Origin of the sequence: Nesterenkonia sandarakina, from assembly GCF_014138825.1 — a bacterium.
GTDB lineage: Bacteria > Actinomycetota > Actinomycetes > Actinomycetales > Micrococcaceae > Nesterenkonia > Nesterenkonia sandarakina.
Genome location: NZ_JACJIH010000001.1, coordinates 1,133,646 through 1,159,525, shown reverse-complemented (window position 1 = coordinate 1,159,525; position 25,880 = coordinate 1,133,646). Strand labels below are relative to the sequence as shown.

Genomic DNA, 25,880 nt, shown 5'->3' with positions numbered 1-25,880 from the left:
TGCGGATGTAGCTCAGCTGGCTAGAGCATCACCTTGCCATGGTGAGGGTCGCGAGTTCGAATCTCGTCATCCGCTCAGAAGGGCCGCCCGGCAGGCGGCGCAGCGAAGGGCCCGAGACCACCAGGTCTCGGGCCCTTCGCTTATCTGCGCCCGGGCCCCTGGTCGTGCGTCCTCAGATTTCACCCACAGCGGGATCGGCCCGCCCCGCGGCGTGCATGTGGCACACTTGTAGTTACACATTTCGTGCTCCGGGATCGGCGAAAGTCCGAACCGGCGGTCATAGTCCGCGACCCAGGTCACGCCAGCACGCTGCGCGGGAACTGGTTGAACCGGTGGAATTCCGGTACCGACAGTCACAGTCTGGATGGGAGAAGCACGAGAGTCCGCGGGAAAGTGTCTGAGAATCGCTCAGGCGGCCCTGCGGCCTCGACCGACGCCACGACGGCGTCGGCCTCCCCGGAGTGCGCCGACACGCTGGGGAAGGATGACGCGGTGCAGGACGAAGCCTTGATGCAGCAGGCGCTGGACGCCGCGATTCTCGGCGTCCGCGGCGCGAACCCGCTCGTCGGGGCGATGCTGGTCTCTGAAGCAGGGGACGTGCTCAGCATCGGGCACCACCGCGGGGCCGGCACCCACCACGCCGAGCGCGACGCGCTGGAACGTTTCCGCCGTGACCATCCCGGCGGATCCGACCTGAGCACCGCCACGCTGTACTCCACGCTGGAGCCGTGCCGTCACCAGGGCCGGCAGCCCGCCTGCACCGAGCTGATCATCGACGCCGGCGTGGGCCGGGTGGTCCACGGCGCCTCTGACCCCTCCAGCAACGGCGGGGGAGCCGAGGTGCTGCGGCGCGCCGGGATCGACGTCGTCTCCGGAGTGCTGGCCCAGCAGTGCCAGGCGCTGAACCACCGCTGGGTCACCGCCGCGCGCCAGTCCCGCCCCTTCGTCACTGCCCACCTGGCACAGACCATGGATGGGAGGATCGCGGCAGAGGACGGCACGAGCCAATGGATCACCTCCAAGGCGGCGCGTGATCATACCCACCAGGTGCGCAGCCGGGCCGACGCGATCCTGGTCGGCACCAACACGGTCGCGGTGGACGACCCGCGGCTCACCGCACGCACCCCCTCCGGGGAGCTCAGTCTCCGCCAGCCGCTGCGCGTGGTCATGGGGATGACCCCGGCGCGCCCCGGGCTGCAGCTCACCCAGGGCCTGCCCGAGGGAGACGGCTGGGTGCAGCTGCGCACCCGGGACCCGCTGACCGCGCTGCAGGAGCTGGCGCAGACCACCCACGGCGGCTACCCGGTCAAACACGTCCTGGTCGAAGGCGGGCAGAGCGTGCTCTCGGCCTTCTTCGCCGCCGATCTCGTCGACGAGGTCTTCGCCTACCAGGCGCCGCTGCTGCTCGGCACGGGTCGCGGCAGCGTCGGTGACATCGGTGTGAGAACCCTGAGCGAGGCGCCCCGCTTCGCCCTTGACCCCGCTGAGGGCGGGCCGGTGCAGATCATGGACTCCGATGTCTGTGTGCACCTGCAGCCGAAAGGAGATACATGTTCACCGGAATCGTGACTGGATTGGGAGAGGTCCTCGAGCGTCGGCCCGATCCCGCGAAAGGTGTGGAGCGGCTGAGCTTCCAGGCACCCGGGCACACCGAAGGCCTTGGGCTCGGCGGCTCGATCGCGATCAACGGTGTCTGTGTCTCTGCGGTCGCCATCGAGGAAGAACGGATCAGCGTGGAGCTGATCCAGGAGACCCTCTCACGCACGGCACTGGGGGAGCTGAAGGTGGGGGACCCGCTGAACCTCGAACGATGCCTGCCCTCCGGTGCCCGGTTGGACGGGCATGTGGTCCAGGGCCATGTGGATGGGCTCGCACAGCTGACCGAGGCGGATCTCCGGGACGGCCGCCACCGTTTCGCGGTGAGTCCGGAACTGGCGCCCTATATCGCGGAGAAAGGCTCCATCGCCATCAACGGGGTCTCGCTGACCATCAGCGCGGTCTCCGCGCCCGGCTCCAGCGAGGCCTGGTTCGAGGTCGGTCTGATCCCGACCACCCTGGCAGAGACCACGCTGGGCAGCACCGAGGTCGGGGCGAAGGTCAACATCGAGGTGGACGTGCTCGCGAAGTACGCCCGCCGGATGCTGCAGTTCCAGGAGCACTCGCGCGCTGACCAGGCAGCAGATGTGGCGGCCCCGGCGAATGTGGCGCCATCGGTGACCCAGGAGCTCGCGGCGGCCCCGCAGCCCGAGTCCGTGCCGGCGGTGCCGCAGCCGGACACGCCGGCCCCGATGCTGGACCGGATCGACGTCGCGCTCAACGAGCTGGCGGCAGGCCGACCGGTGATCGTCGTCGACGACGCCGACCGGGAGAACGAAGGTGACATCATCTTCCCCGCGGCGCTGGCCACGCAGGAGCTGATGGCGCTGACGGTGCGCCACACCTCCGGGGTGATCTGCACGCCGATGACCCCCGAGCGAGCTGAGCACCTGGGGCTGCCCCCGATGGTGATCGACAACGAGGACCCCAAGGGCACCGCGTACACGATCAGCTGCGACGCGGCCACCGGTGTGAGCACCGGGATCAGCGCCGCAGACCGGGCACTGACCGTGCGGGTGCTCGCGGACTCTGCCAGCACCGCGGCGGATCTGAGCCGCCCGGGCCACATCTTCCCGCTGATCGCTGATCCGCGGGGAGTGCTCGGACGCGACGGTCACACCGAGGCCGCCGTGGACCTGTGCCGGCTGGCCGGGCTTCCCGAAGTCGGAGTGATCGCCGAGCTCACCCACGACGACGGACGGATGATGCGCCTGCCCGCGCTGCGCAAGTTCGCCGACGCCCACCAGTACGCGCTGATCTCGATCGCCGACCTCATCACCTACCGCGGCGGCACCCCGAAGCCGTGCACCGCGATGGATGCGGTGGCCGCCAGCTGGGAGGCTCCCGGGGATGAGATCTCCAAGCTGGTGACCCCCGGACCGGTGGTCACCCTGCCCACCGATCACGGGGTCTTTGCCGCCCAGGTCTGGACCGAGCACGCCACCGGGCATGAGCACATGCTCATCTCCGCGCTCGCCCAGGCCCCCGGTGAGGGCAACGAGTCCACCGAGCGCCCGCTGATCCGGATGCACTCCGAGTGCGTCACCGGGGACGTGCTGGGCTCCCGGCGCTGCGACTGCGGCACCCAGCTCGCCTCCGCGCTGGAGTCCATCCAGCGCGACGGCGGGCACCTGCTCTACCTGCGCGGCCACGAGGGCCGCGGCATCGGCCTGGCGAACAAGATGCGCGCCTATAAGCTCCAGGAGCAGGGCGCTGACACCGTGGAGGCCAACGAGATGCTCGGCCTGGCCGCGGAGCTGCGCGACTTCTCCGGCGCCGCCGCCATCCTCTACGCCGCAGGCATCCGCCGGCTGCGGCTGATGACCAACAACCCGCTGAAGGTCCAGACCCTTCGCGCCGCCGGTCTCGACGTCGAGCTCGCCCCCTCCACCGGAGTGGTGCACGAGACCAACCGCCGATACCTGCAGACCAAGCGGGACCGGATGAACCACACTCTGGATCACCTGCAGCTCCACGAGCAGTGAGCCTGAAGACACCGGCCGGATGAAGACACCGGCCGCATGATGACACTGATCACACCGAGAACCCTGACGACACCGATGAGCACAGCAGAGGAGACCGCATGAGCGGCACCGGAACACCCCAGATCGAGACCGCCGAGCTGGAGGCGCTGCGCGCCGCAGCCGCCGAGCAGAACCTGCGCGTCGCCGTCGTCGCCTCCCGCTGGCACCAGGTGGTGATGGACGGGCTGATCGCCGGTGCCCACCGGTTCTGCGCCGAGATCGGTCTGCAGGAGGTCACCGTGATCCGCGCCCCGGGATCCTTCGAGCTTCCGGTGATCGCCTCGCACGCGGCGAAGAGCTTCGACGTCGTGGTCGCCCTGGGAGTCGTGATCCGCGGCGGGACCCCGCATTTCGACTACGTCTGCTCCGCAGCCACCGACGGACTGGGACAGGTGGCGCTGAGCACCGGAACCCCGGTCGGCTTCGGACTGCTCACCTGCGACGACGAGGCGCAGGCGCTGGATCGGGCCGGCCTGCAGGGATCCAAGGAGGACAAGGGCTTCGAAGCGGCACATGCCGCCGTCTCCGCCGCCGTGGAGATCGCCGCGCTGAACCGGTGAGATACCCTGAAGCGGTGAAAACCTTCGACCAGCTCTACGCCGAACTTGCCCGGAAGGCCGAGACCCGTCCGGAGGGTTCGGGCACCGTCGCCGCCCTGGATGCCGGGGTGCATCAGATCGGGAAGAAGATCGTCGAGGAGGCCGCCGAGGTCTGGATGGCGGCCGAGTATCAGAGCGATGAAGAGGCCGCTGAGGAGATCTCCCAGCTGCTTTACCATCTGCAGGTCATGATGATCGCCAAGGGCATCGCCCCCGAGGACGTCTACAAGTACCTGTAGAACCTCCCGGGCGAGTTCACCGACACCGCACCCACCTGCACACGAAAAGACGAGATCCCTATGCTGCGCATTGCTGTTCCGAACAAGGGCGCCCTCTCCGAGGCCGCCATGGAGATGCTCTCCGAGGCTGGCTACGTCCAGCGCCGCGACCGCCGCGAACTGGTCATGCTCGATGAGGAGAACGGGGTGGAGTTCTTCTACCTGCGTCCCCGCGACATCGCCGTCTACGTCGGCGCCGGCACCCTCGACGTCGGCCTCACCGGCCGCGACCTCTTCCAGGACGCCAGGGTGGACCACGGGGCAGAAGAGGTCCTGGGGCTGGGCTTCGGCAAGTCCACCTTCCGCCTCGCAGGACCCGCCGGGCGCTTCACCAGCGCCGCCGACCTCGCCGGCACCCGGGTGGCCACCAGCTACGACGGGCTGCTGGCGCAGTGGTTCGAGGACCAGGGCGTCCCCGACGTCGAGGTGGTCCATCTCGACGGTGCCGTGGAGACCGCCGTCCGGCTGGGCGTGGCCGACGCCATCGCCGACGTCGTGGAGACCGGCAACACGCTCAAGGCCGCCGGGATGGAGACCTTCGGCGAGCCGATCATGACCTCCGAGGCGATCCTGATCTCCGGCCGCGGACAGCACCCCGAGGGCCTGGACCGGCTGATCCGCCGCCTGCAGGGCGTGCTGGTGGCCGCGCAGTACGTGATGATGGACTACGACGTGCACCGGGATCTGCTCACCCAGGCCGCCGCGATCACCCCCGGGCTGGAGTCCCCGACCATCTCCCCGCTGGCGGATGAGAACTGGGTCGCGGTGCGCTCCATGGTGCCGGCAAAGAAGACCAACCAGCTGATGGATCAGCTCTACGACCTGGGCGCCCGAGCGATCCTGGTCTCATCCATCCACGCCTGCCGGATCTGAGCGCGAGGCAGCCGATGACACTTGCAGTCCGAGTCATCCCCTGTCTCGACGTCGACGCCGGTCGGGTGGTCAAGGGGGTCAACTTCGAGAACCTCCGCGACGCCGGAGACCCGGTGGAGCTGGCGCACCGCTACAACCGGGCCGGCGCCGATGAGCTGACCTTCCTCGACGTCACCGCCTCCTCGGCGGACCGGGAGACCACCTATGACGTGGTCACCCGCACGGCCGAGGAGGTCTTCATCCCGCTGACCGTGGGCGGGGGAGTCCGCTCGCCGAAGGATGTGGACCGGCTGCTGCGCACCGGGGCGGACAAGGTCTCGATCAACACCGCGGCGGTCTCCCGCCCCGAGGTGATCGACGAGATCGTCGGACGCTTCGGCAACCAGGTCCTGGTGCTCTCCCTGGACGCCCGGCGCAGCGACGCCACGGAGTCCGGCTTCGAGGTCACCACCCACGGCGGCCGCACCGGAACCGGGATCGACGCGCTCACCTGGTGCCGTGAAGCCGCCCAGCGCGGGGTCGGGGAGATCCTGCTGAACTCCATCGATGCCGACGGCACCCGCGACGGCTTCGACACCGAGATGATCTCCGCGGTGCGTGCAGTGACCCGGGTCCCGCTGATCGCCTCCGGCGGCGCCGGGATCCCGGCCCACTTCCCGCCCGCGATCGCCGCCGGTGCCGACGCGGTCCTCGCCGCCTCGATGTTCCACTTCGGCCCCGATGACATGATCGCCCAGGTCAAAGACGCCATTCGATCCGCCGGACACCCGGTGAGATGAGGTCCGCATGAGCAGCGCAGAAACCCCCACGCCGGAGCTCCCGCAGCCGGTCCGAGACGCCGTGCGCTTCAACGCCGAGGGTCTGATCCCGGTGATCACCCAGGACGCAGCGACCTCCGAGGTGCTCATGCTGGCCTGGATGAACGCGGAGGCGCTGAGCATCACCCTGGCCACCGGCGACGGGGTGTACTACTCCCGGTCCCGCCAGGAGCTCTGGCGCAAGGGGGCCACCTCGGGCAACGTCCAGCGGGTGGTCTCGCTGGCGCTGGACTGCGACGGCGACACGGTGCTGATGCGGGTCGAGCAGTCCGGGCCCGCCTGCCACACCGGCACCACCACCTGCTTCACCGGACGGGAGATCACCCATGCATGACCTCGGCACTGTGGTCCCCGGAGGTGAGGAGTTCCTCCAGCTGGCCCAGGACCACCGGGTCATCCCGGTGACCATGACGCTGCTGGCCGACTCCCACACCCCGCTGAGCATCTACCGCGCGCTGGCCACCGATGAGTCCGGGGCCGCGCGCCCGGGCACCTTCCTGATGGAATCCGCCGCCCCCGGGGCCGCCTGGTCCCGACACTCCTTCATCGGGGTGCGCACCTCCGCGACGCTGAGCGAGAAGGACGGCGCCGCCCACTGGATCGGTGAGCCCCCGGTCGGCACGCCGCGCCAGGGAAGCACCGCCGCGGTGCTGCGAGACACCCTGGAGTTCCTCTCCAGCACCGCCACAGGGGCGGCCCGGCGCACAGCCGGGCGCCCCTTCATCGAGGAGCTGCCGCACCTGACCTCCGGACTGGTCGGCTACGCCGGCTGGGACGTCATCCGCCACTGGGAGAAGCTGCCGCACCCTCCGGTGGATGATCTCCAGGTCCCGGAGATGGCGATGAACCTGGTCTCAGACCTCGCGGTGCACGACAACCGCGACGGCACCGTCACCCTGGTGGCCAACGCGATCAACTTCGACGGCCAGGACACCGGCGCCGAGCGCGCCTACACCGACGCCGTCGCCCGGCTGCACCAGATGAGCGCCCAGCTCGCCGAGCCGGTCGCCCCGGTGGTCTCCACCGCCCAGCCGGAATGGGGCGCCGCGGTGCAGCAGGACCTCACCGACCGGGTGGTCCACGCCTGGGACCAGAACGAGTACCTGGCCACCCTGGGCAAGGCCAAGCAGGCCATCATCGACGGCGAGGTCTTCCAGATCGTGGTCTCCCGCAGGTTCGAGGTGGAGACCGAGGTCGACGCCCTCGCGGTCTACCGGATGCTGCGGCTGCTGAATCCCAGCCCCTACATGTATCTGATGCACTTCGAGACCCCGGACGGTGAGCCCTACCAGCTGGTCGGCGCCTCCCCGGAGGCGCTGGTCACCGTGGAGGACACCACCGTGATCACGCACCCGATCGCCGGCACCCGCCCCCGCGGGGACACCCCGAAGCAGGATGACGAGCTGGCCGAGGACCTGCTGGCAGATCAGAAGGAGCGCGCCGAGCACATCATGCTGGTGGACCTGGCGCGCAACGACCTGGCCAAGGTCTGCGTCCCCGGCTCGGTCCAGGTCACCCGGTTCATGGCGGTGGAGCGCTTCAGCCACGTGATGCACCTGACCAGCCACGTCCAAGGGGAACTCGCCCCGGAGCACAGCGCCTACGACGTGCTCTCGGCGACCTTCCCGGCCGGCACGCTCTCCGGGGCGCCCAAGCCGCGCGCGCTGCAGCTGCTCGACGCATGGGAGCCGACCCGGCGCGGGATCTACGGGGGAGTGGTCGGCTACTTCGACCTCTCCGGGCGGATGGACGCGGCCATCGCGATCCGCTCGGCCCTGCTCAAGAACGGGCGCGCCTACGTCCAGGCCGGCGGCGGGATCGTCGCCGACTCCGACGACGACGCAGAACGCATGGAGACCGTGAACAAGGCCGCGGCGCCGCTGCGCGCCGTGCTCGCCGCCGATCGTCTGGAGCACACATGAGCGAGACCACCCCGGCGCCTGAGAACCGGCAGCCAGAGAAGCCTGCCTCGGGAGGGGCCATGCTCACCCGGCGGCTGCGAGCGATGATGACCCGTCGCGGGGTCGTGCTGCTCTCGCTGCTGGGCGGGGCGATGCTGCTGATCTCCTCGACCATGACCTGGGTGCGCGCCTATGGGTTGGGCTCCACCTCCTCCGTCCAGGAAGTCGCGCTGACCGGCGCCGAGCTCGTCGAGACCGTCACCGCGATGGGCCTGGTGGGTCTCGCGGCCGGCGTCGCTGTGACGATCGCGCGGCGACTGGGCCGAGTCGTCATCGGCGCGGTGCTCTTCGGAGCTGCGGTGATCGCGCTGCTGGCCATCCGCTCCGTGCTGGTGGATCCGGCCAACCTCGCTACCACGGCCCTGGGCGAGGTCACCGGCACCACCGCGCAGGCCCAGCGCTATGAGCTGAGCATGGCGGTCTGGATCGGGTTCGCCGGGGCGCTGCTGCTGCTGGTGGCCGCGCTGGCGCTGCTGGTGGTCTCCCATCGCTGGCCGGATCGCCGCTCCCGCAAGTACCAGGTCAACCCGTCTCAGGACGCCCCGTCCCAGGACAGCACGGGAACAGCCGACGCCGCCGGCACAGCTGGTACTGCCGGATCAGCAGGCACTGCAGGATCAGCAGGCACTGCCGGATCAGCAGGCACTGCCGGATCAGCAGGCACTGCCGGATCATCTGGCGAAGCCGTGCGCGGCTCGGCAGAGGCTCCCGGCACCGGGCGGGGCGGCCGCGGCGGATCCAGCGACGGGGGAGCCGTGGACGAGTTCGACCTCTGGGACGGCCTCTCCGAGGGTGAGGACCCCACAGACCCCCGCCGCTGAGCGGGCTCGAGCCGCGAGGGCGCTGGTCTGCACCGGGGCCGCCTTGCGGCGTCACCGACCACGGGCTCAGACCATACGTGGCAGAATGGACCCCAGAGATCCACGAGCACTGCCGCACGTTCTAGAGAGGACCAGAATGGCCAACACCACTGCTCTGCGCGACACCGAGCCGGCCCCCGGCGAGAAGATCGATGATGAGTACATCCATCACGATCACATCGGCCACGGCTCCACTCCGGCAGCCTGGGCGCTCAGCCTGACCATCATCGTCGGCTCGATCATCGCGGGCCTTGGCATGGTGCTCGAGGTCTGGATCCTGGTCTGGATCTCGATCCTCTTCCTGCCGCTGGCCATCACCCTGGGCCTGGTGCTCAAGGCCAAGGGCTACGGCGTGGAGATGGACTCCGCTGCAGTGCTCAAGAAGCATGAGAGCGCCCGCGCCCACCAGGGCCCGGCCAGCCCGGACCACACCCGCGGCGGCAAGGACAAGCGGCGGCCGGAAACCGCCGCACACTGAATGGTGAGCGTCCTCGACTCGATCATTCTCGGAGTCCGCGAAGACCTCCAGGAGCGCCGGGCAGCGGTCCCGCATGAGCAGATCGTGGTCCAGGCGGCCGCCGCGCCGCCTGCGCTGGACGCCCATGCCGCCCTGCTGGCAGGCCGCGACGACCCGCAGGGTGTGCGGATCATCTCCGAGGTCAAACGATCCTCACCCTCGAAGGGTGCGCTGGCCGAGATCGCGGACCCGGCCAAGCTCGCTGAGTCCTATCAGGACGGCGGAGCCGCCGTGATCAGCGTGCTCACCGAAGGCCGGCGCTTCAACGGGAGCCTGGCGGACCTGGACGCGGTGCGCGCCGCCGTCGAGATCCCGGTGCTGCGCAAAGACTTCATGGTCGATGAGTACCAGTTCTACGAGGCCCGCGCCCACGGGGCGGACCTGGTGCTGCTGATCGTCGCGGCCCTGGATGACCAGAGGCTGCGCGAGTTCCTGGCGCTGACCCACGAACTGGGCATGGAGGCCCTGGTCGAGGCGCACACCGAGGAGGAGATCGCGCGCGCCGTCGCACTCGGCGCGAGGATCGTCGGGGTCAACGTGCGCAACCTGAAGACCCTTGAGGTCGATGTCGCGCACTACGCCACCATGGCCGCGCACCTTCCCGCCGACGTGGTGCGGATCGCCGAGTCCGGGGTCACCTCCGCGAAGGAGGTCGCGGACTACGCCGCACAGGGCGCCGACGCGGTCCTGGTCGGTGAGGCCCTGGTCAAGGACGGCGAGCCGGAGACCGCGCTGCGCCGCTTCCGCGCCTCGAGCCTGCGCTGAGCCTGCGCCCCTGGGCACCCACCATCTGAGCTTCATACACTGAGCCGAGCAGCCGAGGCTGACCGGCGGAGACCATTTCAGGAGAGACCATGAGCGCTCCAGTTGACGAGACACAGAAGTACCGCGACCACGAAGGGCCCTACTTCGGGAACTTCGGCGGACGCTGGATGCCGGAATCGCTCGTCGCGGCCCTGGATGAGGTGGAGAAGACCTTCCGCGAGGCCAAGCAGGATCCGGAGTTCCTCGCCGAGTTCCACCGGCTCGGGCGGGACTACACCGGTCGGCCCTCGCTGCTGACCGAGGTCTCCCGCTTCGCCGCCGAGGCGGGCCGGGCCAGGATCTTCCTCAAGCGCGAGGATCTCAACCACACCGGCTCGCACAAGATCAACAATGTGCTGGGGCAGGCGCTGATCGCCAAGCGGATGGGCAAGACCCGGCTGATCGCTGAGACCGGCGCCGGTCAGCACGGTGTGGCCACCGCCACCGCCGCGGCCCTGATGGGCATGGACTGCGTGGTCTACATGGGCTCCGAGGACACCCGCCGGCAGGCGCTCAACGTCGCCCGGATGCGGCTGCTCGGCGCCGAGGTGGTCCCGGTGGACCACGGAGCGAAGACCCTGAAGGACGCGATCAACGAGGCGCTGCGGGACTGGGTGGCCTCGGTGGAGCACACCCACTACCTTCTGGGCACCGTCGCCGGACCGCACCCGTTCCCGGAGATGGTCCGCTGGTTCCACCAGGTCATCGGTGATGAGGCCCGCAAGCAGATCCTCAGCATGGAGGGCCGACTGCCCGACGCCGTCGCAGCGTGCGTGGGCGGGGGCTCCAACGCGATGGGCCTCTTCCACGGCTTCCTGGATGACCCGGAGGTCGCGCTCTACGGCTTCGAGGCCGGAGGCGACGGGGTCGAGACCGGCCGGCACGCCTCGGCGATCACCCTGGGCCGCTCCGGTGTGCTGCACGGGGCACGGTCCTACCTGATGCAGGACGAGGACGGCCAGACCGTGGACTCGCACTCGATCTCCGCCGGCCTGGACTACCCCTCGGTGGGCCCGGAGCACGCCTACCTGGCCGAGATCGGGCGTGCCAGCTACGAACCGGTCACCGATGCTGAATGCATGGCCTCCTTCGAGTCGCTGTGCCGCACCGAGGGCATCATCCCCGCCATCGAATCCGCCCATGCGCTGGCCGGCGCCGCCCGGCTCTCCCGCAAGTGGGGCGCCGAGGGCGAGGGCAAGATCATCATCATCAACCTCTCTGGGCGCGGGGACAAGGACGTGGAGACCGCCGCCGAATGGTTCCGGATGCTTCCCGGCCAGGTCAACGACCCGGTGGCCGAGACCGAGACCGCGGAGAAGACCGGGGACGCGAGCCCGTCCCCAGCACCCGAGACGGGAGTCCAGTCATGAGCACCGAAGCCACACCGGCAGAACCGAGCACACCGCCGACGCCGACCCAGGCCCCGGACACGCGGTCCAAGACCGCCGACGCCATCGAGGCGGCCCGCGCCCAGGGCCGCGCCGCCTTCATCGGCTACCTGCCCGCCGGGTACCCGGACAAGGAGAGCTCCATCGCGGCCGCGATCGAACTGGCCCGCAACGGGGCGGATGTGATCGAGATCGGCGTGCCCTACTCCGATCCGGTCATGGACGGCCCCGTGATCCAGCAGGCCACCACCGAGGTGCTCGCCCGTGGGTTCCGGCTGCCTGAGGTCTTCGAGATCGTGGCGGCCGTCGTTCAGGCCACCGACGCCGCGGTCCTGGTGATGACCTATTACAACCTGATCGACCGGATGGGCGCCGACGAGTTCGCCCGCCGCCTGGCCGAGGCCGGGGGCGCCGGGGCGATCACCCCGGACCTGATCCCGGACGAGGGCTCAGAATGGATCCAGGCGACGCAGAGGCACGGCCTGGACCGGGTGTTCCTCACCGCCCCCACCTCCTCACCGGAACGGGTGGCGCAGATCGTCACGGCCTCACGCGGCTTCGTCTACGGGGTCTCCGTGATGGGCGTGACCGGGGCCCGTGACCAGGTCTCCGACGCCGCGGAGCGAGTCGTCACCGCGGCGCGCAGCGCCGGCGCCGAGCGGGTCTGCGTGGGACTGGGCGTCTCCACCCGAGCCCATGTCGAGGAGATCGGACGCTACGCCGACGGCGTCATCGTGGGCACCGCACTGGTCGCGGCGCTGCGCGACGGCGGCCCCGCCGCCGTGGGCGCACTGACCGCGGAGCTCACCGGAGCGGCCGAGACCGCTCGATGACGCAGCGGACGCCGGCACGGACGCGCATCCGGGAGAGCTTCAACTCCCGGACCGTCTTCATCCTGGCGGCCGTCGGCTCCGCCGTCGGTCTGGGCAACATCTGGCGGTTCCCGTATGTGACCTATGAGAACGGCGGCGGGGCGTTCCTGATCCCGTACCTGATCGCGCTGCTCACCGCCGGGCTGCCGATCCTGCTCTTCGACTACGCCCTGGGGCACCGGTTCCGCGGGTCCCCGCCGCTGGCCTTCAAGCGGCTGCACCGGCACGCCGAGCCGATCGGCTGGCTGCAGGTCGGGATCTGCTTCCTGATCTCCATCTACTATGCGGCGATCATCGCCTGGGCCGCGATGTACACCTGGTACTCCTTCACGCAGGCCTGGGGCGATGACGCAGAGAGCTTCTTCTTCACCGAGTACCTGCAGTACGACGAGGCGGGCACCGCCGGGTCTGGATTCTCGGTGGACTTCGTCGCCCAGGTCGGATGGCCGCTGATCGTCGTCTGGGTGGTGCTGCTGATCGCCCTGGCGCTGGGCGTGAGGCGCGGGATCGCCCGGGTGTCGATCTACGCCATACCGGTGCTCTTCGTGATGTTCCTGCTCCTGGTGGGCTACTCGCTCACCCTCCACGGGGCGCTGACCGGTCTCAACGCGCTGTTCACCCCGGACTGGAGTGCGCTGACCAGCGGAAGCGTCTGGATCCAGGCCTACGGCCAGATCTTCTTCAGCCTCTCGGTGGGCTTCGGGATCATGGTCACCTACGCCTCCTACCTGAAGCGAAAGTCCAACGCCACCGGATCCGGTCTCGTGGTCGGGTTCGCGAACTCCTCCTTCGAGCTGCTCGCCGCCATCGGAGTGTTCTCCGCGCTGGGCTTCATCGCCGGTGCCGCGAACACCGCGGTGGACGAGGTCGCCTCCTCGGGTCTCGGACTGGCCTTCGTGGCCTTTCCCACCATCATCAGCGAGGCTCCGGCCTCGGCCCTGCTCGGCGTGCTCTTCTTCGGCTCACTGACCCTGGCCGGGATCACCTCGCAGATCTCGGTGCTGGAGGTGGCGATCTCCTCGGTCAAGGACAAGACCGGGTGGTCCAGGCCGGTCACGGTCGGGCTGGTCGGCGGCTCCAGTGCGTTGATCTCGGTGGTGCTGCTCGGCGGGGTCTCCGGTCTCACGGTGCTCGACGTGCTCGACGCGTTCTCCAACAACATCGGGATCGTCGCGGCGGCGTTCATCGCCGTGGTAGCAGTCACCTGGGGCTTCCGGCGCCTCGACGTGCTGGCCGAGGGGATGAACGCCTACGGCTCGATCAAGCTGGGCGTCATCTGGAAGTCTCTGATCGGCGTGGCCCTTCCGGTGGTCCTGGGTGTGCTGCTGGTCATGGACGTCCGTGCCAAGGCCACCGAGGGCTACGGCGGATTCGACACCTGGGTGGTGCTGACCTTCGGCTGGGGAGCTCTGGCCCTGGTGGCGGTGGCCGCCGTCGTGATGACCGCGCTGCCCTGGCGCAGCAATTCCGCGCTGCACGCCGAGGCGCTTCAGGACGCGCCTGAGGCTGAGAAGTCCGCCGACCGGACGGGAGCCCGAGACTGATGGAGACCGACGCGCTGATCATGATGATCGTGGCCCTGACCACGGTCTGGGGCGGACTCGCCGCCGCCATCGTCCATCTCAGGCGCAACCCCGACGGCTCCTAGCCGAGGCGCGGTCCCGGTCGCACTGACCAGGCTCAGGCCATAGACTGCATCGGATCACGAATTCAGCCCGTCCCCAGCTCAGCCGGGTCAGGGCGACTCACCACCGCGAGAGGACCACGTGTCTTACACCTCCAGTCCGGTCAGCGTCCTGCAGACCGCCGCTGAGGCCACCGCCTCGGCGACGGCCCAGATCAGCGCAGCCTTTCCCGCCCCGCCCACCGACGGAATCGACATCGTCGGACCGCTGCGGATCGGGTTCTACGGCCTGGCGATCGGTCTGGGAATCCTGGTGGCGTACCTGGTGGCCAGCCGGCTCTGGAAGTCCCGCGGCGGCAGCCCGGAGAACGTCTTCGACGCGCTGATCTGGGCCGTGCTGCTGGGCATCGTGGGCGGCCGGCTCTACCACGTGATCACCTCACCGGATGCCTACTTCGGACCCGACGGTGACCTCTCGCTGATCCCGCAGGTCTGGCTCGGCGGACTGGGCATCGTGGGGGCTGTGGCGCTGGGCGCCGTCGGCGTCTGGTTCGCCTGCCGACGCTATGGGATGAAGTTCAACGCCTTCGCCGACGCCCTGGTGCCCGGTGTGATCCTGGCCCAGGCCATCGGACGCTGGGGCAACTACTTCAACCAGGAGCTCTACGGCGCGCCCACCAACCTGCCCTGGGGCCTGGCGATCGACACCACCCAGCGGCACCAGGCCCCGCCGCTGGGCGCCGGTGCGGACACCCTCTACCACCCGACCTTCCTCTACGAGAGCATCTGGAACCTGATCGGCTTCTTTTTGCTGATCGCGCTCTACCGCCGCTTCGCCGTGAAGCAGGGACTGCTGCTGTGGACCTACGTGGCCTACTACTCGCTGGGCCGGTTCTGGATCGAGTCGCTGCGCATCGACGAGATCAACAAGTCCACCCAGTGGATCAACCTCTTCGGCCTGGAGTGGCGGCTGAACATGTGGATGTCGGTGTTCCTCTTCCTGCTCGCCCTGGGCATGATGATCTTCCTCTGGACCCGCCGCCCGCGCACTGAGGCCGCCCTGGCCGAGGAGATGGAGATCTACCGCCCCGGACAGGGTCCGCGCGGCGCCGAGGATCACGCGGCGCTGGCCGCTGCCACCACCGGCGACGTCGCTCTGGACGCCACCGAGGACCAGGACGCGGACTCGGTCCAGGCGCAGACCAAGGTCCAGGACCCGGGCGAGGAGACCCCAGAGGCCACGGAGCCGGAGAGTCCCAGATCTTGAGATCAGACTTGCAACCTGCAGGTCGGGGTTGGAAGATTGAATTCATCCCCTGGTGTCAGCGCCAGGACCACGACGGCGGCGCGCCGAGAAGTCCGCGTCGTCGCAGTCAAGCGCCGGGCCACCCCCGTAGAGCGCGCAGGTCACAGCGTGGCCGCGTCATGCAGGACTGAGAACCGACGGAACACTGACGACTTGTTCGCAGACCGGGACGCACTATCCCGCAGACCTGGCAGAATGAGTTCAGACTCCGTGCACCACAGTAGGGGCCGATGATGTCCCCTCCCCATGAAACGTCCGCATGCGGAGGAAGGAAGACCTTCATGTCTACTCCCGGATCCCCAGGGTTCGAGGCAGCTGCCACGGCAGCCGCGTCCCAGATCATGAGTCCCTATCAGCGCTTTGCCGCCTTCCCTGACAAGGCGGGACTCTACGATCCCGCCAATGAGCACGAGAACTGCGGGATGGCGGCGGTCGCGACCCTGCGCGGCACGCCGGGCCACGACATCGTGGACCACGCGCTGGTCGCGCTGCGCAACCTCGAGCACCGCGGCGCCGTGGGCAGCGATGTGGGCACCGGCGACGGCGCCGGGCTGCTCACCCAGATCCCGGACGAGTTCTTCCGCGCCGTCACCGACTTCGAGCTGCCCGCCCAGGGGGAGTACCTGGCCGGCACCGCGTTCCTCCCGCAGTCTCCGGCGGAGCGCGAGTCGATGTGCGCCAGCTTCGGCGAGCTCGCCGAGGAGCAGGGCCTGAGCGTCCTGGGCTGGCGCGACGTGCCGGTGGACGCCTCGATGATCGGCACCCTGGCCAAGGAGTCCATGCCCTACTTCCGGCAGGTCTTCCTCGGCTTCGCCCCGGAGGACTCGGAGGCCTACCGGGAATCCGCCTCGGGTTCCCTGGACCAGCGCGGCTGGCGCCTGCGCAAGCGCGGGCAGAACCGGCTCGGGGTCTACTTTCCCTCGCTGTCCTCGAAGACCATCACCTATAAGGGCATGCTCACCACCGCGCAGCTGGAGCCGTTCTTCCCGGACCTCTCCGACGAGCGCTACAAGACCACCCTGGGGATCGTGCATTCACGCTTCTCCACCAACACCTTCCCGTCCTGGCCGCTGGCCCAGCCGCTGCGCAACATCGCGCACAACGGCGAGATCAACACGGTCAAGGGCAACCGGAACTGGATGCGCGCCCGGCAGTCCGTGATGGCGTCGGAGCTGCTCGGGGAGGACCCGGAGTCGCTGTTCCCGATCTGCACCCCCGGCGCCTCGGACTCGACCAGCTTCGACGAGGCCGCCGAGCTGCTGATGCTCTCCGGGCGCCCGCTCGCCCAGGCGATGCGGATGATGATCCCGGAGGCCTGGGAGAACCACGAGACCATGGACCCCGATCTGCGGGCGTTCTACCAGTACCACGCCCAGCTCATGGAGGCCTGGGACGGCCCGGCAGCGATCGCGTTCACCGATGGCCAGCAGGTCGGGGCGATGCTGGACCGCAACGGCCTGCGCCCGGCCCGCTACTGGGTCACCGACGACGGTCTGGTCGTGATGTCCTCCGAGGTCGGCGTCCTGGACCTGGAGCCCTCCTCAATCGTGCGCAAGGGCCGCGTCGCCCCGGGCATGATGCTGCTGCTGGACACCGTGGAAGGCCGCATCATCGAGGATGAGGAGATCAAGGCTGATCTGGCCTCCTCCGCGCCCTGGGCGGACTGGGTCCGGGAGAACCTGGTGCAGCTGGCAGACCTCCCGGAGCGCCTGCACGTGCGCCACCCCTCGGAGTCGGTGCGGCTGCGCCAGCAGACCTTCGGCTACACCCACGAGGAGCTCCGGGTGCTCATCGGCCCGATGGCCACCGCCGGCGCCGAGCCGCTGGGCGCCATGGGCACCGACACCCCCATCGCGGTGCTCGCCGACCGGCCCCGGCTGCTCTTCGACTACTTCGTGCAGACCTTCGCCCAGGTGACCAACCCGCCGCTGGACGCGATCCGTGAGGAGCTGGTCACCTCGCTGGGGCTGCACATCGGCCCCAACGGCAACCTGCTCAGCAACACCCAGGTCCGCTCCCGGCAGGTCGCGCTGGACTTCCCGGTGATCAACAACGACGAGCTCGCCAAGATCGCGAACATCCGCAACGACGACGGCGCCAAGATCACCCTGAAGGTCCGCGCGCTCTACCGCGCCGGATCCCGCGAGGAGGAGCTGCGCCAGCGGATCCGCGAGATCTGCGAGAAGGTCTCCGCCGCGGTGAACCGCGGGGTCAGCTACATCGTGATCTCCGACCGGGACTCCAACGCCCAGTGGGCGCCGATCCCGTCGCTGCTGATGCTCTCCGCGATCCACCACCACCTGCTGAAGTCAGCCAACCGGACCAAGGTCTCGCTGGTCGTGGAGGCCGGGGACGTGCGAGAGGTCCACCATGTGGCCTGCCTGATCGGCTACGGCGCCGCCGCGGTGAACCCCTACCTGGCCATGGAGACCGCCGAGGACATGGTCCGGCGCGGTGAGCTGACCGCGGTGGACGAGGAGCAGGCGGTGCACAACCTGCTCACCGCCCTGGGCAAGGGCGTGCTGAAGATCATGTCCAAGATGGGCATCTCCACCGTCGCCTCCTACTGCGGGGCGCAGACCTTCGAGGCCGTGGGCCTGGCGCAGAACGTGGTGGACCAGTACTTCTCCGGCACCCACTCACCCATGGGCGGGGTCGGGCTCGACGTGCTCTCCTCCGAGACCCTGGAGCGGCACTCCCGCGCCTACCCGGCCGACGGCAACGACCTCGGGCGCGGCAACGAGCTCGAGATCGGCGGGGAGTACCAGTGGCGCCGGGAAGGCCCGCCGCACCTGTTCAACCCGCAGACAGTCTTCAAGCTCCAGCACTCCACCAAGACCCGCCGCTACGACATCTTCAAGCAGTACTCGCAGGCGGTGGACGAGCAGTCCGAGGCGCTGCTGACCCTGCGCGGGCTCTTCAAGCTGAGCTCCGAGCGTCAGCCGGTGCCCATCGAAGAGGTCGAATCCGTGGCTGAGATCGTCAAGCGGTTCAACACCGGGGCGATGAGCTACGGCTCGATCTCCCAGGAGGCCCATGAGACCCTCGCGATCGCGATGAACCGGCTCGGAGGACGCTCGAACACCGGTGAGGGCGGGGAGCACCCGGCTCGGCTGGAAGACCCGGAGCGCCGCTCGGCGGTCAAGCAGATCGCCTCGGGACGCTTCGGGGTCACCAGCCAGTACCTGACCCACGCCGATGACCTGCAGATCAAGATGGCCCAGGGCGCCAAGCCCGGCGAGGGCGGGCAGCTCATGGGCAAGAAGGTCTACCCCTGGGTGGCCGAGACCCGGCACGCCACACCCGGGGTCTCACTGGTCTCGCCCCCGCCGCACCACGACATCTACTCCATCGAGGACCTGGCCCAGCTGATCTTCGACCTCAAGCGCGCGAACACCGGTGCCCGGGTCCACGTGAAGCTGGTCTCTCTGCACGGGGTGGGCACCGTGGCCGCCGGTGTGACCAAGGCCAAGGCCGACGTCGTGCTGATCTCCGGACACGACGGCGGCACCGGCGCCTCCCCGCTGAACTCGCTCAAGCACGCCGGCACCCCCTGGGAGCTCGGCCTGGCGGAGGCGCAGCAGACGCTGATGCTCAACGGGCTGCGCGAACGCGTCACCGTGCAGGTGGACGGTCAGCTCAAGACCGGGCGTGATGTGGTCATCGCCGCGCTGCTCGGCGCGGAGGAGTATGGCTTCGCCACCGCCCCGCTGGTGGTCTCGGGCTGCATCATGATGCGGGTCTGCCACCTGGACACCTGCCCGGTGGGCGTGGCCACTCAGAACCCGGTGCTGCGCGAGCGCTACACCGGCAAGGCCGACCACGTGGTGAACTTCTTCGAGTTCGTCGCCCAGGAGGTGCGCGAGTACCTGGCCGAGCTGGGCTTCCGCAGCCTGGACGAGGCGATCGGACATGTCGACGCCATCGACATGGACGACGCCAAGCGGCACTGGAAGTCCGCAGGACTGGACCTGGGCGCCGTGCTGGACAGCTACGACCCCAACGATCCGGTCACCGCCGCGATGCTGCGCCGCACCCGCGGGCAGGACCACGAGCTGGAGAAGCACTTCGACATGGGTCTGATCCAGCTCGCCGGCTCCGCCATCGACCAGGGCGAGAAGGTGACGATCGAGAAGAAGGTCATCAACACCGACCGCTCGGTGGGCACCATGCTCGGCCACGAGGTGACCAAGGCGCAGGGCCTGAAGACCCTGGAGAACAACACCATCGTCGTCGAGCTCACCGGCGAGGCAGGACAGTCCCTCGGGGCGTTCCTGCCGCACGGGATCACCCTGCACCTGGCCGGGGACGCCAACGACTACGTCGGCAAGGGGCTCTCCGGTGGGCGGATCATCGTCCACCCGGACGTCGCAGCCCCGCTGGTGGCGGAGAAGAACGTGATCGCCGGCAACGTGATCGGCTACGGCGCCACCGCCGGCGAGATGTTCCTGCGCGGCCAGGTCGGGGAACGCTTCCTGGTGCGGAACTCCGGGGCCACCGCAGTGGTCGAAGGCATCGGCGACCACGGATGTGAGTACATGACCGGCGGTCAGGCGCTCATCCTGGGACCCACCGGGCGCAACTTCGGCGCCGGGATGTCCGGGGGCACCGCGTTCCTGCTGGACTTCGACGAGCGGCGGATGAACTCCCAGGCCCAGCGCAACGGGGACCTGCTGCTGCTCGAGCCCGACGAGGAGGACCGCGCGATCATCGCAGACCTGCTCCAGCGGCATCACGAGGAGACCGGCAGCGCCGTGGCCGAGGCCCTGCTGCAGGACCCCGAGAAGACCTATTCGCGGATCACCAAGGTGCTCCCGCGCGACTACGACGCTGTGCTGCGCGCCCGCTCCAGCGCCCTCGACGAGGGCCTGGATCCCGACGGCGACGCAGCCTGGCAGAAGATTCTGGAGGCGACCCGTGGCTGATCCGCGTGGATTCATGAAGCATCGAGAGCGCCAGGACCGGCCCTCGCGTCCGGTCCCCGTGCGCATCATGGACTTCAACGAGGTCTATGAACGCAATGAGCGCGGCATGGTGCAGACCCAGGCCAGCCGCTGCATGGACTGCGGCATCGCGTTCTGTCACACCGGCTGCCCGCTGGGGAACCTGATCCCGGAGTGGAACGACCTGATCTGGCGCGACCAGTGGGAGGAGGCCTCCTCCCGGCTGCACATGACGAACAACTTCCCAGAGTTCACCGGCCGGATCTGCCCGGCCCCGTGTGAGACCTCCTGCGTGCTGGGGATCAACCAGCCCGCCGTGACGATCAAGCAGTCCGAGGTCTCCATCGCCGATGAGGCCATCGCCCGCGGGTACGTGGAACCGGTGCTGCCGCAGCGGCTCACCGGCAAGACCGTGGCCGTGGTGGGCTCCGGCCCGGCAGGCCTGGCCGCCGCCCAGCAGCTCACCCGGGCCGGGCACACCGTGGCCGTCTACGAGCGTGACGACCGGCTCGGCGGACTGCTGCGCTACGGGATCCCGGACTTCAAGATGGAGAAGCACCACGTGGAGTTCCGCATCGACCAGATGCGCGCCGAGGGCACCCGCTTCTACACCTCCACCGAGATCGGCGCCGACATCACCTGGGATGCCCTGGAGGCCAGCTACGACGCCGTCGTCCTGGCGACCGGCGCCATGGTCCCGCGCGACCTGGGCATCACCGGGCGCGAGCTGGGCGGAGTGCACTTCGCCATGGAATACCTGGTGCAGTCCAACAAGGTCACCTCCGGGGACGAGATGGCGGATCAGATCCGCGCCGACGGCAAGCACGTGATCGTCCTGGGCGGGGGAGACACCGGTGCTGACTGCATCGGCACCGCCCACCGCCACGGCGCCGCCTCGGTGACCACCCTGGCGATCGGCAAGGAGCTGCCCTCGGAACGCTCCGATCACGAGCCCTGGCCGATGGACCCCCGGGTCTTCGAGCTGACCAGCGCCGATGAGGAGGGCGGGGAGCGCAGCTACCTGGCCTCCACCGTGGAGTTCCTCAGCGACGGCCACGGCAATGTGCGCGCCCTGAAGGTCGCCGAGACCCAGTACAACCCGGACGGCTCGCGTTCCCCCAAGCCGGGGACCGAGCGCGAGATCCCGGCGGACCTGGTGCTGCTCGCGCTGGGCTTCACCGGGGCGGAGTCGGACACGCTCACCGAGCAGCTGGCCATGGACTTTGACCGTCGGGGCAACATCACCCGCGCCGAGGACTACCAGACCTCGGTGGAGGGCGTCTTCGCCGTCGGCGACGCCGGACGCGGAGCCTCCCTGGTGGTCTGGGCCATCGCGGAGGGCCGGGCCGCCGCGGCGAAGGTCGACGAATACCTCGAAGGCGCGACCCGGCTTCCGGCCCCGGTCAAGCCCTCGGATCGTGCGATTTCGCTCACAGGCTGACTGTTATAGGCTCGAACCCGTTCAATCCTGGTCCAGTGTCGTGCCAGTCCAGCCACTCGCTTATCAGCACTATAGATAGGACAAGGTGAGACATGAGACACGCCAAGATCGTCGCCACGTTCGGCCCCGCCACCGCAGGCTATGAGATGACCCGCAAGCTCGTGGAGGCCGGCGTCGACGTCGCCCGGGTCAACATGAGCCACGGCGACTACAGCGTCCACGAGGAGACCTACAACACGGTCCGGGAGGTCTCCAAAGACCTGCGCCGCGCCGTCGGCGTCTTCGCCGATCTCCAGGGCCCGAAGATCCGGCTGGGCCGGTTCATCGAGGGCGAGCATGCCCTGGCCGTGGGGGACCGCTTCACGATCACCATCGAGGACATCCAGGGCACCAAGGACCGCTGCTCGACCACGTTCAAGGGGCTCCCCGGCGACGTCGCGGTCGGAGACACGCTGCTCATCGACGACGGCAAGGTCTCGCTGCGCGCCGTGGAGGTCACCGAGACCGACGTCGTCACCGAGGTCACCGTGCCCGGCAAGGTCTCGAACAACAAGGGCATCAACCTGCCCGGCGTCGCGGTCTCCGTGCCGGCCCTCTCCGAGAAGGACGAGGAAGATCTGCGCTGGGCGCTGCGCACCGGGTTCGACATGGTCGCGCTCTCCTTCGTCCGGGACGCCGCGGACATCGAAGCCGTGCACCGGATCATGGACGAGGAAGGTCGCCGGGTCCCGGTGATCGCCAAGGTCGAGAAGCCCCAGGCGGTGGAGGCGCTGCAGGACATCGTCGACGCCTTCGACGCGATCATGGTCGCCCGCGGCGACCTGGGCGTGGAGCTGCCCCTGGAAGAGGTCCCGCTGGTGCAGAAGCGCGCCGTGGAGCTCGCCCGCCGCTGGGCCAAGCCGGTCATCGTCGCCACCCAGGTGCTGGAATCCATGATCGAGAGCCCCCGCCCCACCCGCGCGGAGGCCTCCGACTGCGCCAACGCGGTGCTCGACGGCGCGGACGCGGTCATGCTCTCCGGCGAGACCTCGGTGGGCCAGTTCCCGGTGGAGACCGTGGAGACCATGTCCCGGATCATCGAGACCACCGAGAACAAGGGCCTGAGCCGGATCCCGGAGCTGGGCACCAAGCCGAAGACCCGCGGCGGTGCGATCACCCGCGCCGCCAAGGAGATCGCGGATCAGCTCGACATCGCGCATCTGACCACGTTCACCCGGTCCGGTGACTCCGCGCGCCGGCTCTCCCGGCTGCGCCCGAAGCAGAACATCTTCGCGTTCACCCATGTCGAGCACACGCACAACATCCTCACCCTGTCCTGGGGCGTGCAGCCGCGCTGGGTGGAGTTCGCCACCCACACCGACACCATGACCGCTCAGGTGGACAAGCTGCTGCTCGAGGAGAGCACCGCCGAACTCGGAGAGCTCGTCGTGATCGCCGCCGGGTCCCCTCCCGGGCAGGCCGGAACCACCAACATGGTCAAGGTCCACCGGATCGGTGACCTGCACGACGCCGGCGACATCGAGACCCTGCGCCGCGGCGACACCGCCCCGGCGAACAAGGAGCCGGTGGGCCCCTGGCCTGCGGCCAGCGCCTCGACCCCGGCATAGTCACCGGGCCTCGAGCAGATGCAACCCCGGGCCCAGGTCCGGGTAAGCTGGTGCCGTCCCCGTCGCGGAGTCTGCAGAGATTCCGGCCGGGGGCGGCATGACCGCCGGGGAGGCCCTGACCTCCTCGGTTCAGCCCGAATGGCGGAATCGGTAGACGCGCCGCACTCAAAATGCGGTACCACTGGTGTGTGGGTTCGAGTCCCACTTCGGGCACCAAGACGATGACCAGGCCAGCGTGGGGGACCGCCCCGCCGGGAGCTCCTCCCGGCACGGTGGTCAGGGACCAGAAGGAGAACGGTGAGCGAACAGACTCCGGGCCACGGCGCCCATGAGACCGGATCCACAGCAGGTGGACCCGAGGCGTTGTCCGAGCGCGGGAGCACGCCGCGCCGGGTGCTGGTTGCCGAAGATGAGACGCTGATCCGACTGGACATCGTCGAGATCCTCACCGGTGCCGGTTACGACGTGGTCGGCGAGGCGGACAACGGAGAGCGCGCCGTGGAGCTGGCCCGGGAGACCGAGCCGGATCTGGTGGTGATGGACGTGAAGATGCCGATCATGGACGGCATCACCGCCGCGAAGCTGGTCGCCGAGGAGCGGATCGCCCCGGTGGTGATGCTCACCGCCTTCTCCCAGCGCGACCTGGTGGAATCCGCGCGGGAGGCCGGCGCGATGGCCTATGTGGTCAAGCCCTTCACCGAGAACGACCTGATCCCGGCGATCGAGGTGGCCATGGCGCGCTTCGACGAGATCCGCGCCCTGGAGGACGAGGTCTCCACGCTCGCGGAGAAGTTCGAGACCCGCAAGCTGGTGGAGCGCGCGAAGTCGCTGCTGACCACCAAGATGGGACTCACTGAGCCCGAGGCCTTCCGCTGGATCCAGAAGACCTCCATGGACCGCCGACTCTCGATGCGCGAAGTCGCCGAGACCGTCGTCGACCAGATGACCGACTCCCCGCCCTACCTGAAGTAGCCCCATCTCCCCATCGTTGAGGGGCGGATCCCGCCTCTTCCCATCGTTGAGGGGCGGATTCTCCGACTACCTAGGGCCCTTTTCGGCCTCAGATGCTCGCAGAATCCGCCCCTCAACGTGTTGGTGGGTGGGGGTGGGTGGTGGGAGCCAGCGGTTCAGCTGCGGACGGTGAGGAGCAGGGCGTCGCCCTGGCCGCCGCCGCCGCACAGCCCGGCAGCTCCGGTGCCCCCGCCGCGGCGCGCCAGCTCCAGAGCAAGGTGGAGCACCAGGCGCGCCCCGGACATCCCCACCGGGTGGCCCAGGGCGATGGCACCGCCGTTGACGTTGAGCTTCTCCTCCGAGACGCCCAGTTCCCGGGCCGAGGCCACGCCCACGGCGGCGAAGGCCTCATTGATCTCCACCAGGTCCAGCGCCTCTGGGCTGATGCCCTGCTTGCGGCATGCCTCGGAGATGGCTCGCGCGGGCTGCAGCTGCAGGGATGAATCCGGGCCGGCCACCATCCCGTAGGCGCCGATCTCCGCCAGGGGAGTGAGCCCGAGCTCCTGGGCCTTCTCCGGAGTCGTCACGATCACGGCGCAGGCGCCGTCCGAGATCTGCGAGGCCGAGGCGGCTGTGATGGTGCCGGACTTGCCGAAGGCGGGGCGCAGACTGCTCAGTGATTCCGCCGTGGTGCCCTCTCGGATGCCTTCATCCCGGTGGACCCGTTTCGGGTCGCCCTTGCGCTGGGGCACCTCGACGGGAACAACCTCCTCCTCGAAGACGCCGCTCTCCCAGGCCTTGGCCGCACGCTCATGGGAGAGCGCAGCGAAGCGGTCCTGGTCCGCACGCGAGACCTCCACCTCCGCAGTGTTGCAGGACTCGGTCAGGGCCCCCATGTTCTGCTGGGTGGCCTGATCGTAGAGCGCGTCGTAGGCCATGGAATCCACCAGCGAGGTGTCCCCGAAGCTGAAGCCCTTTCGGGAGCCCGGCAGCAGGTGTGGGGCATTGGACATCGACTCCATGCCGCCGGCCACGACGAGTTCACACTCGCCGGCGCGGATCAGCTGATCCGCGTAGGCGATGGCGCTCAGCCCTGACAGGCAGACCTTGTTCACCGTGATCGCTGGCACCTGGGCCGGAATATCGGCCCCCAGCGCGGCGGTGCGGGCCGGGTTCTGACCGGCTCCGGCCTGGATCACCTGGCCCATGATCACGTAGTCCACCTGGTCCGGCCGGACCCCGGTCTTCTCCAGGGCATCGCGGATCGCGGCTGACCCGAGCTGGGCTGCGGTGAATGAGGAGAGTCCGCCCATCAGCTTGCCGATCGGGGTGCGGCTGCCTCCGAGGATGACGGATCCGGGTGCCATAGATGCTCCTTCGAGATGGGGATGGTGGTGGTACGGGTTGTACGTCGTGCG

General features: G+C 69.1%; 21 protein-coding genes, 2 tRNA genes and 1 riboswitch. Of the genes, 22 read left to right on the top strand and 1 reads right to left on the bottom strand.

Annotated elements, in window-relative coordinates; genetic code table 11:
• Window position 1: 1 nt before the first annotated feature.
• The 22 genes from HNR24_RS05250 to HNR24_RS05145 all read left to right on the top strand — a co-directional run bounded on the left by HNR24_RS05250 (window position 2) and on the right by HNR24_RS05145 (window position 24,483).
• Window positions 2–75, top strand: a tRNA-Gly gene (locus HNR24_RS05250).
• A 164-nt stretch (window positions 76–239) separates the two neighbouring features.
• Window positions 240–381: riboswitch (FMN riboswitch) on the top strand.
• A gap of 12 nt (window positions 382–393) precedes the next feature.
• Window positions 394–1,569: a bifunctional diaminohydroxyphosphoribosylaminopyrimidine deaminase/5-amino-6-(5-phosphoribosylamino)uracil reductase RibD gene (gene ribD, locus HNR24_RS05245; protein WP_232301761.1), complete on the top strand. Its 1,176-nt coding sequence runs from the start codon at window positions 394–396 to the stop codon at window positions 1,567–1,569.
• On the top strand, window positions 1,551–3,581 hold the full coding sequence (ribB, locus tag HNR24_RS14235) for a 3,4-dihydroxy-2-butanone-4-phosphate synthase (protein ID WP_182495210.1): 2,031 nt from the start codon (window positions 1,551–1,553) through the stop codon (window positions 3,579–3,581). Before ribD ends, ribB begins: the two co-directional genes overlap by 19 nt.
• Window positions 3,582–3,679: 98 nt before the next feature.
• Window positions 3,680–4,180, top strand: a complete 501-nt coding sequence (ribH, locus tag HNR24_RS05235) for a 6,7-dimethyl-8-ribityllumazine synthase (RefSeq protein WP_058888741.1) — start codon at window positions 3,680–3,682, stop codon at window positions 4,178–4,180.
• A 14-nt stretch (window positions 4,181–4,194) separates the two neighbouring features.
• Window positions 4,195–4,458 carry a phosphoribosyl-ATP diphosphatase gene (locus HNR24_RS05230; RefSeq protein ID WP_058888742.1) on the top strand — a complete coding sequence of 88 codons (264 nt, stop codon included), beginning with the start codon at window positions 4,195–4,197 and terminating at the stop codon, window positions 4,456–4,458.
• A 60-nt stretch (window positions 4,459–4,518) separates the two neighbouring features.
• On the top strand, window positions 4,519–5,370 hold the full coding sequence (hisG, locus tag HNR24_RS05225) for an ATP phosphoribosyltransferase (protein ID WP_058888743.1): 852 nt from the start codon (window positions 4,519–4,521) through the stop codon (window positions 5,368–5,370).
• Window positions 5,371–5,384: 14 nt separating this feature from the next.
• The gene (gene hisF, locus HNR24_RS05220) at window positions 5,385–6,149 is read left to right on the top strand and encodes an imidazole glycerol phosphate synthase subunit HisF (protein WP_058888744.1); all 765 of its coding nucleotides are present in this window, start codon (window positions 5,385–5,387) and stop codon (window positions 6,147–6,149) included.
• A gap of 7 nt (window positions 6,150–6,156) precedes the next feature.
• Window positions 6,157–6,522, top strand: coding sequence for a phosphoribosyl-AMP cyclohydrolase (gene hisI / locus HNR24_RS05215; RefSeq protein ID WP_182495209.1), 366 nt, complete (start codon window positions 6,157–6,159; stop codon window positions 6,520–6,522).
• A complete protein-coding gene (locus HNR24_RS05210) occupies window positions 6,515–8,110 on the top strand; it encodes an anthranilate synthase component I (RefSeq protein ID WP_058888746.1) in 1,596 nt (531 codons plus the stop codon). Before hisI ends, HNR24_RS05210 begins: the two co-directional genes overlap by 8 nt.
• Complete coding sequence (locus tag HNR24_RS05205; protein ID WP_182495208.1) at window positions 8,107–8,970, top strand: Trp biosynthesis-associated membrane protein; 864 nt, start codon at window positions 8,107–8,109, stop codon at window positions 8,968–8,970. The genes HNR24_RS05210 and HNR24_RS05205 overlap by 4 nt, the downstream gene beginning before the upstream one ends.
• Before the next feature lie 136 nt (window positions 8,971–9,106).
• A complete protein-coding gene (locus HNR24_RS05200; RefSeq protein ID WP_182495207.1) occupies window positions 9,107–9,487 on the top strand; it encodes an HGxxPAAW family protein in 381 nt (126 codons plus the stop codon).
• Window positions 9,488–10,291 carry an indole-3-glycerol phosphate synthase TrpC gene (trpC, locus tag HNR24_RS05195; RefSeq protein WP_182495206.1) on the top strand — a complete coding sequence of 268 codons (804 nt, stop codon included), beginning with the start codon at window positions 9,488–9,490 and terminating at the stop codon, window positions 10,289–10,291. It begins immediately after the preceding gene.
• An 89-nt stretch (window positions 10,292–10,380) separates the two neighbouring features.
• Window positions 10,381–11,700: a tryptophan synthase subunit beta gene (gene trpB / locus HNR24_RS05190; protein ID WP_182495205.1), complete on the top strand. Its 1,320-nt coding sequence runs from the start codon at window positions 10,381–10,383 to the stop codon at window positions 11,698–11,700.
• Window positions 11,697–12,551: a tryptophan synthase subunit alpha gene (trpA, locus tag HNR24_RS05185; protein ID WP_179442083.1), complete on the top strand. Its 855-nt coding sequence runs from the start codon at window positions 11,697–11,699 to the stop codon at window positions 12,549–12,551. The genes trpB and trpA overlap by 4 nt, the downstream gene beginning before the upstream one ends.
• The gene (locus HNR24_RS05180; RefSeq protein WP_182495204.1) at window positions 12,548–14,134 is read left to right on the top strand and encodes a sodium-dependent transporter; all 1,587 of its coding nucleotides are present in this window, start codon (window positions 12,548–12,550) and stop codon (window positions 14,132–14,134) included. Before trpA ends, HNR24_RS05180 begins: the two co-directional genes overlap by 4 nt.
• Complete coding sequence (locus HNR24_RS05175; RefSeq protein WP_083504843.1) at window positions 14,134–14,238, top strand: methionine/alanine import family NSS transporter small subunit; 105 nt, start codon at window positions 14,134–14,136, stop codon at window positions 14,236–14,238. Before HNR24_RS05180 ends, HNR24_RS05175 begins: the two co-directional genes overlap by 1 nt.
• A gap of 118 nt (window positions 14,239–14,356) precedes the next feature.
• On the top strand, window positions 14,357–15,481 hold the full coding sequence (gene lgt / locus HNR24_RS05170; RefSeq protein WP_310735391.1) for a prolipoprotein diacylglyceryl transferase: 1,125 nt from the start codon (window positions 14,357–14,359) through the stop codon (window positions 15,479–15,481).
• A 320-nt stretch (window positions 15,482–15,801) separates the two neighbouring features.
• Window positions 15,802–20,445, top strand: coding sequence for a glutamate synthase large subunit (gene gltB, locus HNR24_RS05165; RefSeq protein WP_259392413.1), 4,644 nt, complete (start codon window positions 15,802–15,804; stop codon window positions 20,443–20,445).
• Window positions 20,438–21,904, top strand: coding sequence for a glutamate synthase subunit beta (locus tag HNR24_RS05160; protein WP_182495203.1), 1,467 nt, complete (start codon window positions 20,438–20,440; stop codon window positions 21,902–21,904). The genes gltB and HNR24_RS05160 overlap by 8 nt, the downstream gene beginning before the upstream one ends.
• 92 nt (window positions 21,905–21,996) lie before the next feature.
• A complete protein-coding gene (gene pyk, locus HNR24_RS05155; RefSeq protein WP_058888754.1) occupies window positions 21,997–23,511 on the top strand; it encodes a pyruvate kinase in 1,515 nt (504 codons plus the stop codon).
• Between the two features lie 132 nt (window positions 23,512–23,643).
• Window positions 23,644–23,727: transfer RNA gene (locus tag HNR24_RS05150), tRNA-Leu, on the top strand.
• A 147-nt stretch (window positions 23,728–23,874) separates the two neighbouring features.
• Window positions 23,875–24,483, top strand: a complete 609-nt coding sequence (locus HNR24_RS05145) for an ANTAR domain-containing response regulator (RefSeq protein WP_058888889.1) — start codon at window positions 23,875–23,877, stop codon at window positions 24,481–24,483.
• A 155-nt stretch (window positions 24,484–24,638) separates the two neighbouring features.
• Here the strand turns inward: HNR24_RS05145 and HNR24_RS05140 are convergent, their stop codons facing one another.
• A complete protein-coding gene (locus HNR24_RS05140) occupies window positions 24,639–25,829 on the bottom strand; it encodes an acetyl-CoA C-acetyltransferase (protein ID WP_182495202.1) in 1,191 nt (396 codons plus the stop codon).
• Window positions 25,830–25,880: the final 51 nt, after the last annotated feature.

Excerpts from the sequence above, each read along its gene's own strand:
- ribH (WP_058888741.1), top strand. The coding sequence starts at position 3,680 with ATGAGCGGCACCGGAACACCCCAGATCGAGACCGCCGAGCTGGAGGCG.
- trpA (WP_179442083.1), top strand. The coding sequence starts at position 11,697 with ATGAGCACCGAAGCCACACCGGCAGAACCGAGCACACCGCCGACGCCG.
- pyk (WP_058888754.1), top strand. The coding sequence starts at position 21,997 with ATGAGACACGCCAAGATCGTCGCCACGTTCGGCCCCGCCACCGCAGGC.
- HNR24_RS05200 (WP_182495207.1), top strand. The coding sequence starts at position 9,107 with ATGGCCAACACCACTGCTCTGCGCGACACCGAGCCGGCCCCCGGCGAG.
- trpB (WP_182495205.1), top strand. The coding sequence starts at position 10,381 with ATGAGCGCTCCAGTTGACGAGACACAGAAGTACCGCGACCACGAAGGG.
- hisG (WP_058888743.1), top strand. The coding sequence starts at position 4,519 with ATGCTGCGCATTGCTGTTCCGAACAAGGGCGCCCTCTCCGAGGCCGCC.
- HNR24_RS05175 (WP_083504843.1), top strand. The coding sequence starts at position 14,134 with ATGGAGACCGACGCGCTGATCATGATGATCGTGGCCCTGACCACGGTC.
- HNR24_RS05140 (WP_182495202.1), bottom strand. The coding sequence starts at position 25,829 with ATGGCACCCGGATCCGTCATCCTCGGAGGCAGCCGCACCCCGATCGGC.
- gltB (WP_259392413.1), top strand. The coding sequence starts at position 15,802 with ATGTCTACTCCCGGATCCCCAGGGTTCGAGGCAGCTGCCACGGCAGCC.
- HNR24_RS05205 (WP_182495208.1), top strand. The coding sequence starts at position 8,107 with ATGAGCGAGACCACCCCGGCGCCTGAGAACCGGCAGCCAGAGAAGCCT.
- HNR24_RS05210 (WP_058888746.1), top strand. The coding sequence starts at position 6,515 with ATGCATGACCTCGGCACTGTGGTCCCCGGAGGTGAGGAGTTCCTCCAG.
- ribB (WP_182495210.1), top strand. The coding sequence starts at position 1,551 with ATGTTCACCGGAATCGTGACTGGATTGGGAGAGGTCCTCGAGCGTCGG.
- hisF (WP_058888744.1), top strand. The coding sequence starts at position 5,385 with ATGACACTTGCAGTCCGAGTCATCCCCTGTCTCGACGTCGACGCCGGT.
- HNR24_RS05180 (WP_182495204.1), top strand. The coding sequence starts at position 12,548 with ATGACGCAGCGGACGCCGGCACGGACGCGCATCCGGGAGAGCTTCAAC.
- trpC (WP_182495206.1), top strand. The coding sequence starts at position 9,488 with ATGGTGAGCGTCCTCGACTCGATCATTCTCGGAGTCCGCGAAGACCTC.
- hisI (WP_182495209.1), top strand. The coding sequence starts at position 6,157 with ATGAGCAGCGCAGAAACCCCCACGCCGGAGCTCCCGCAGCCGGTCCGA.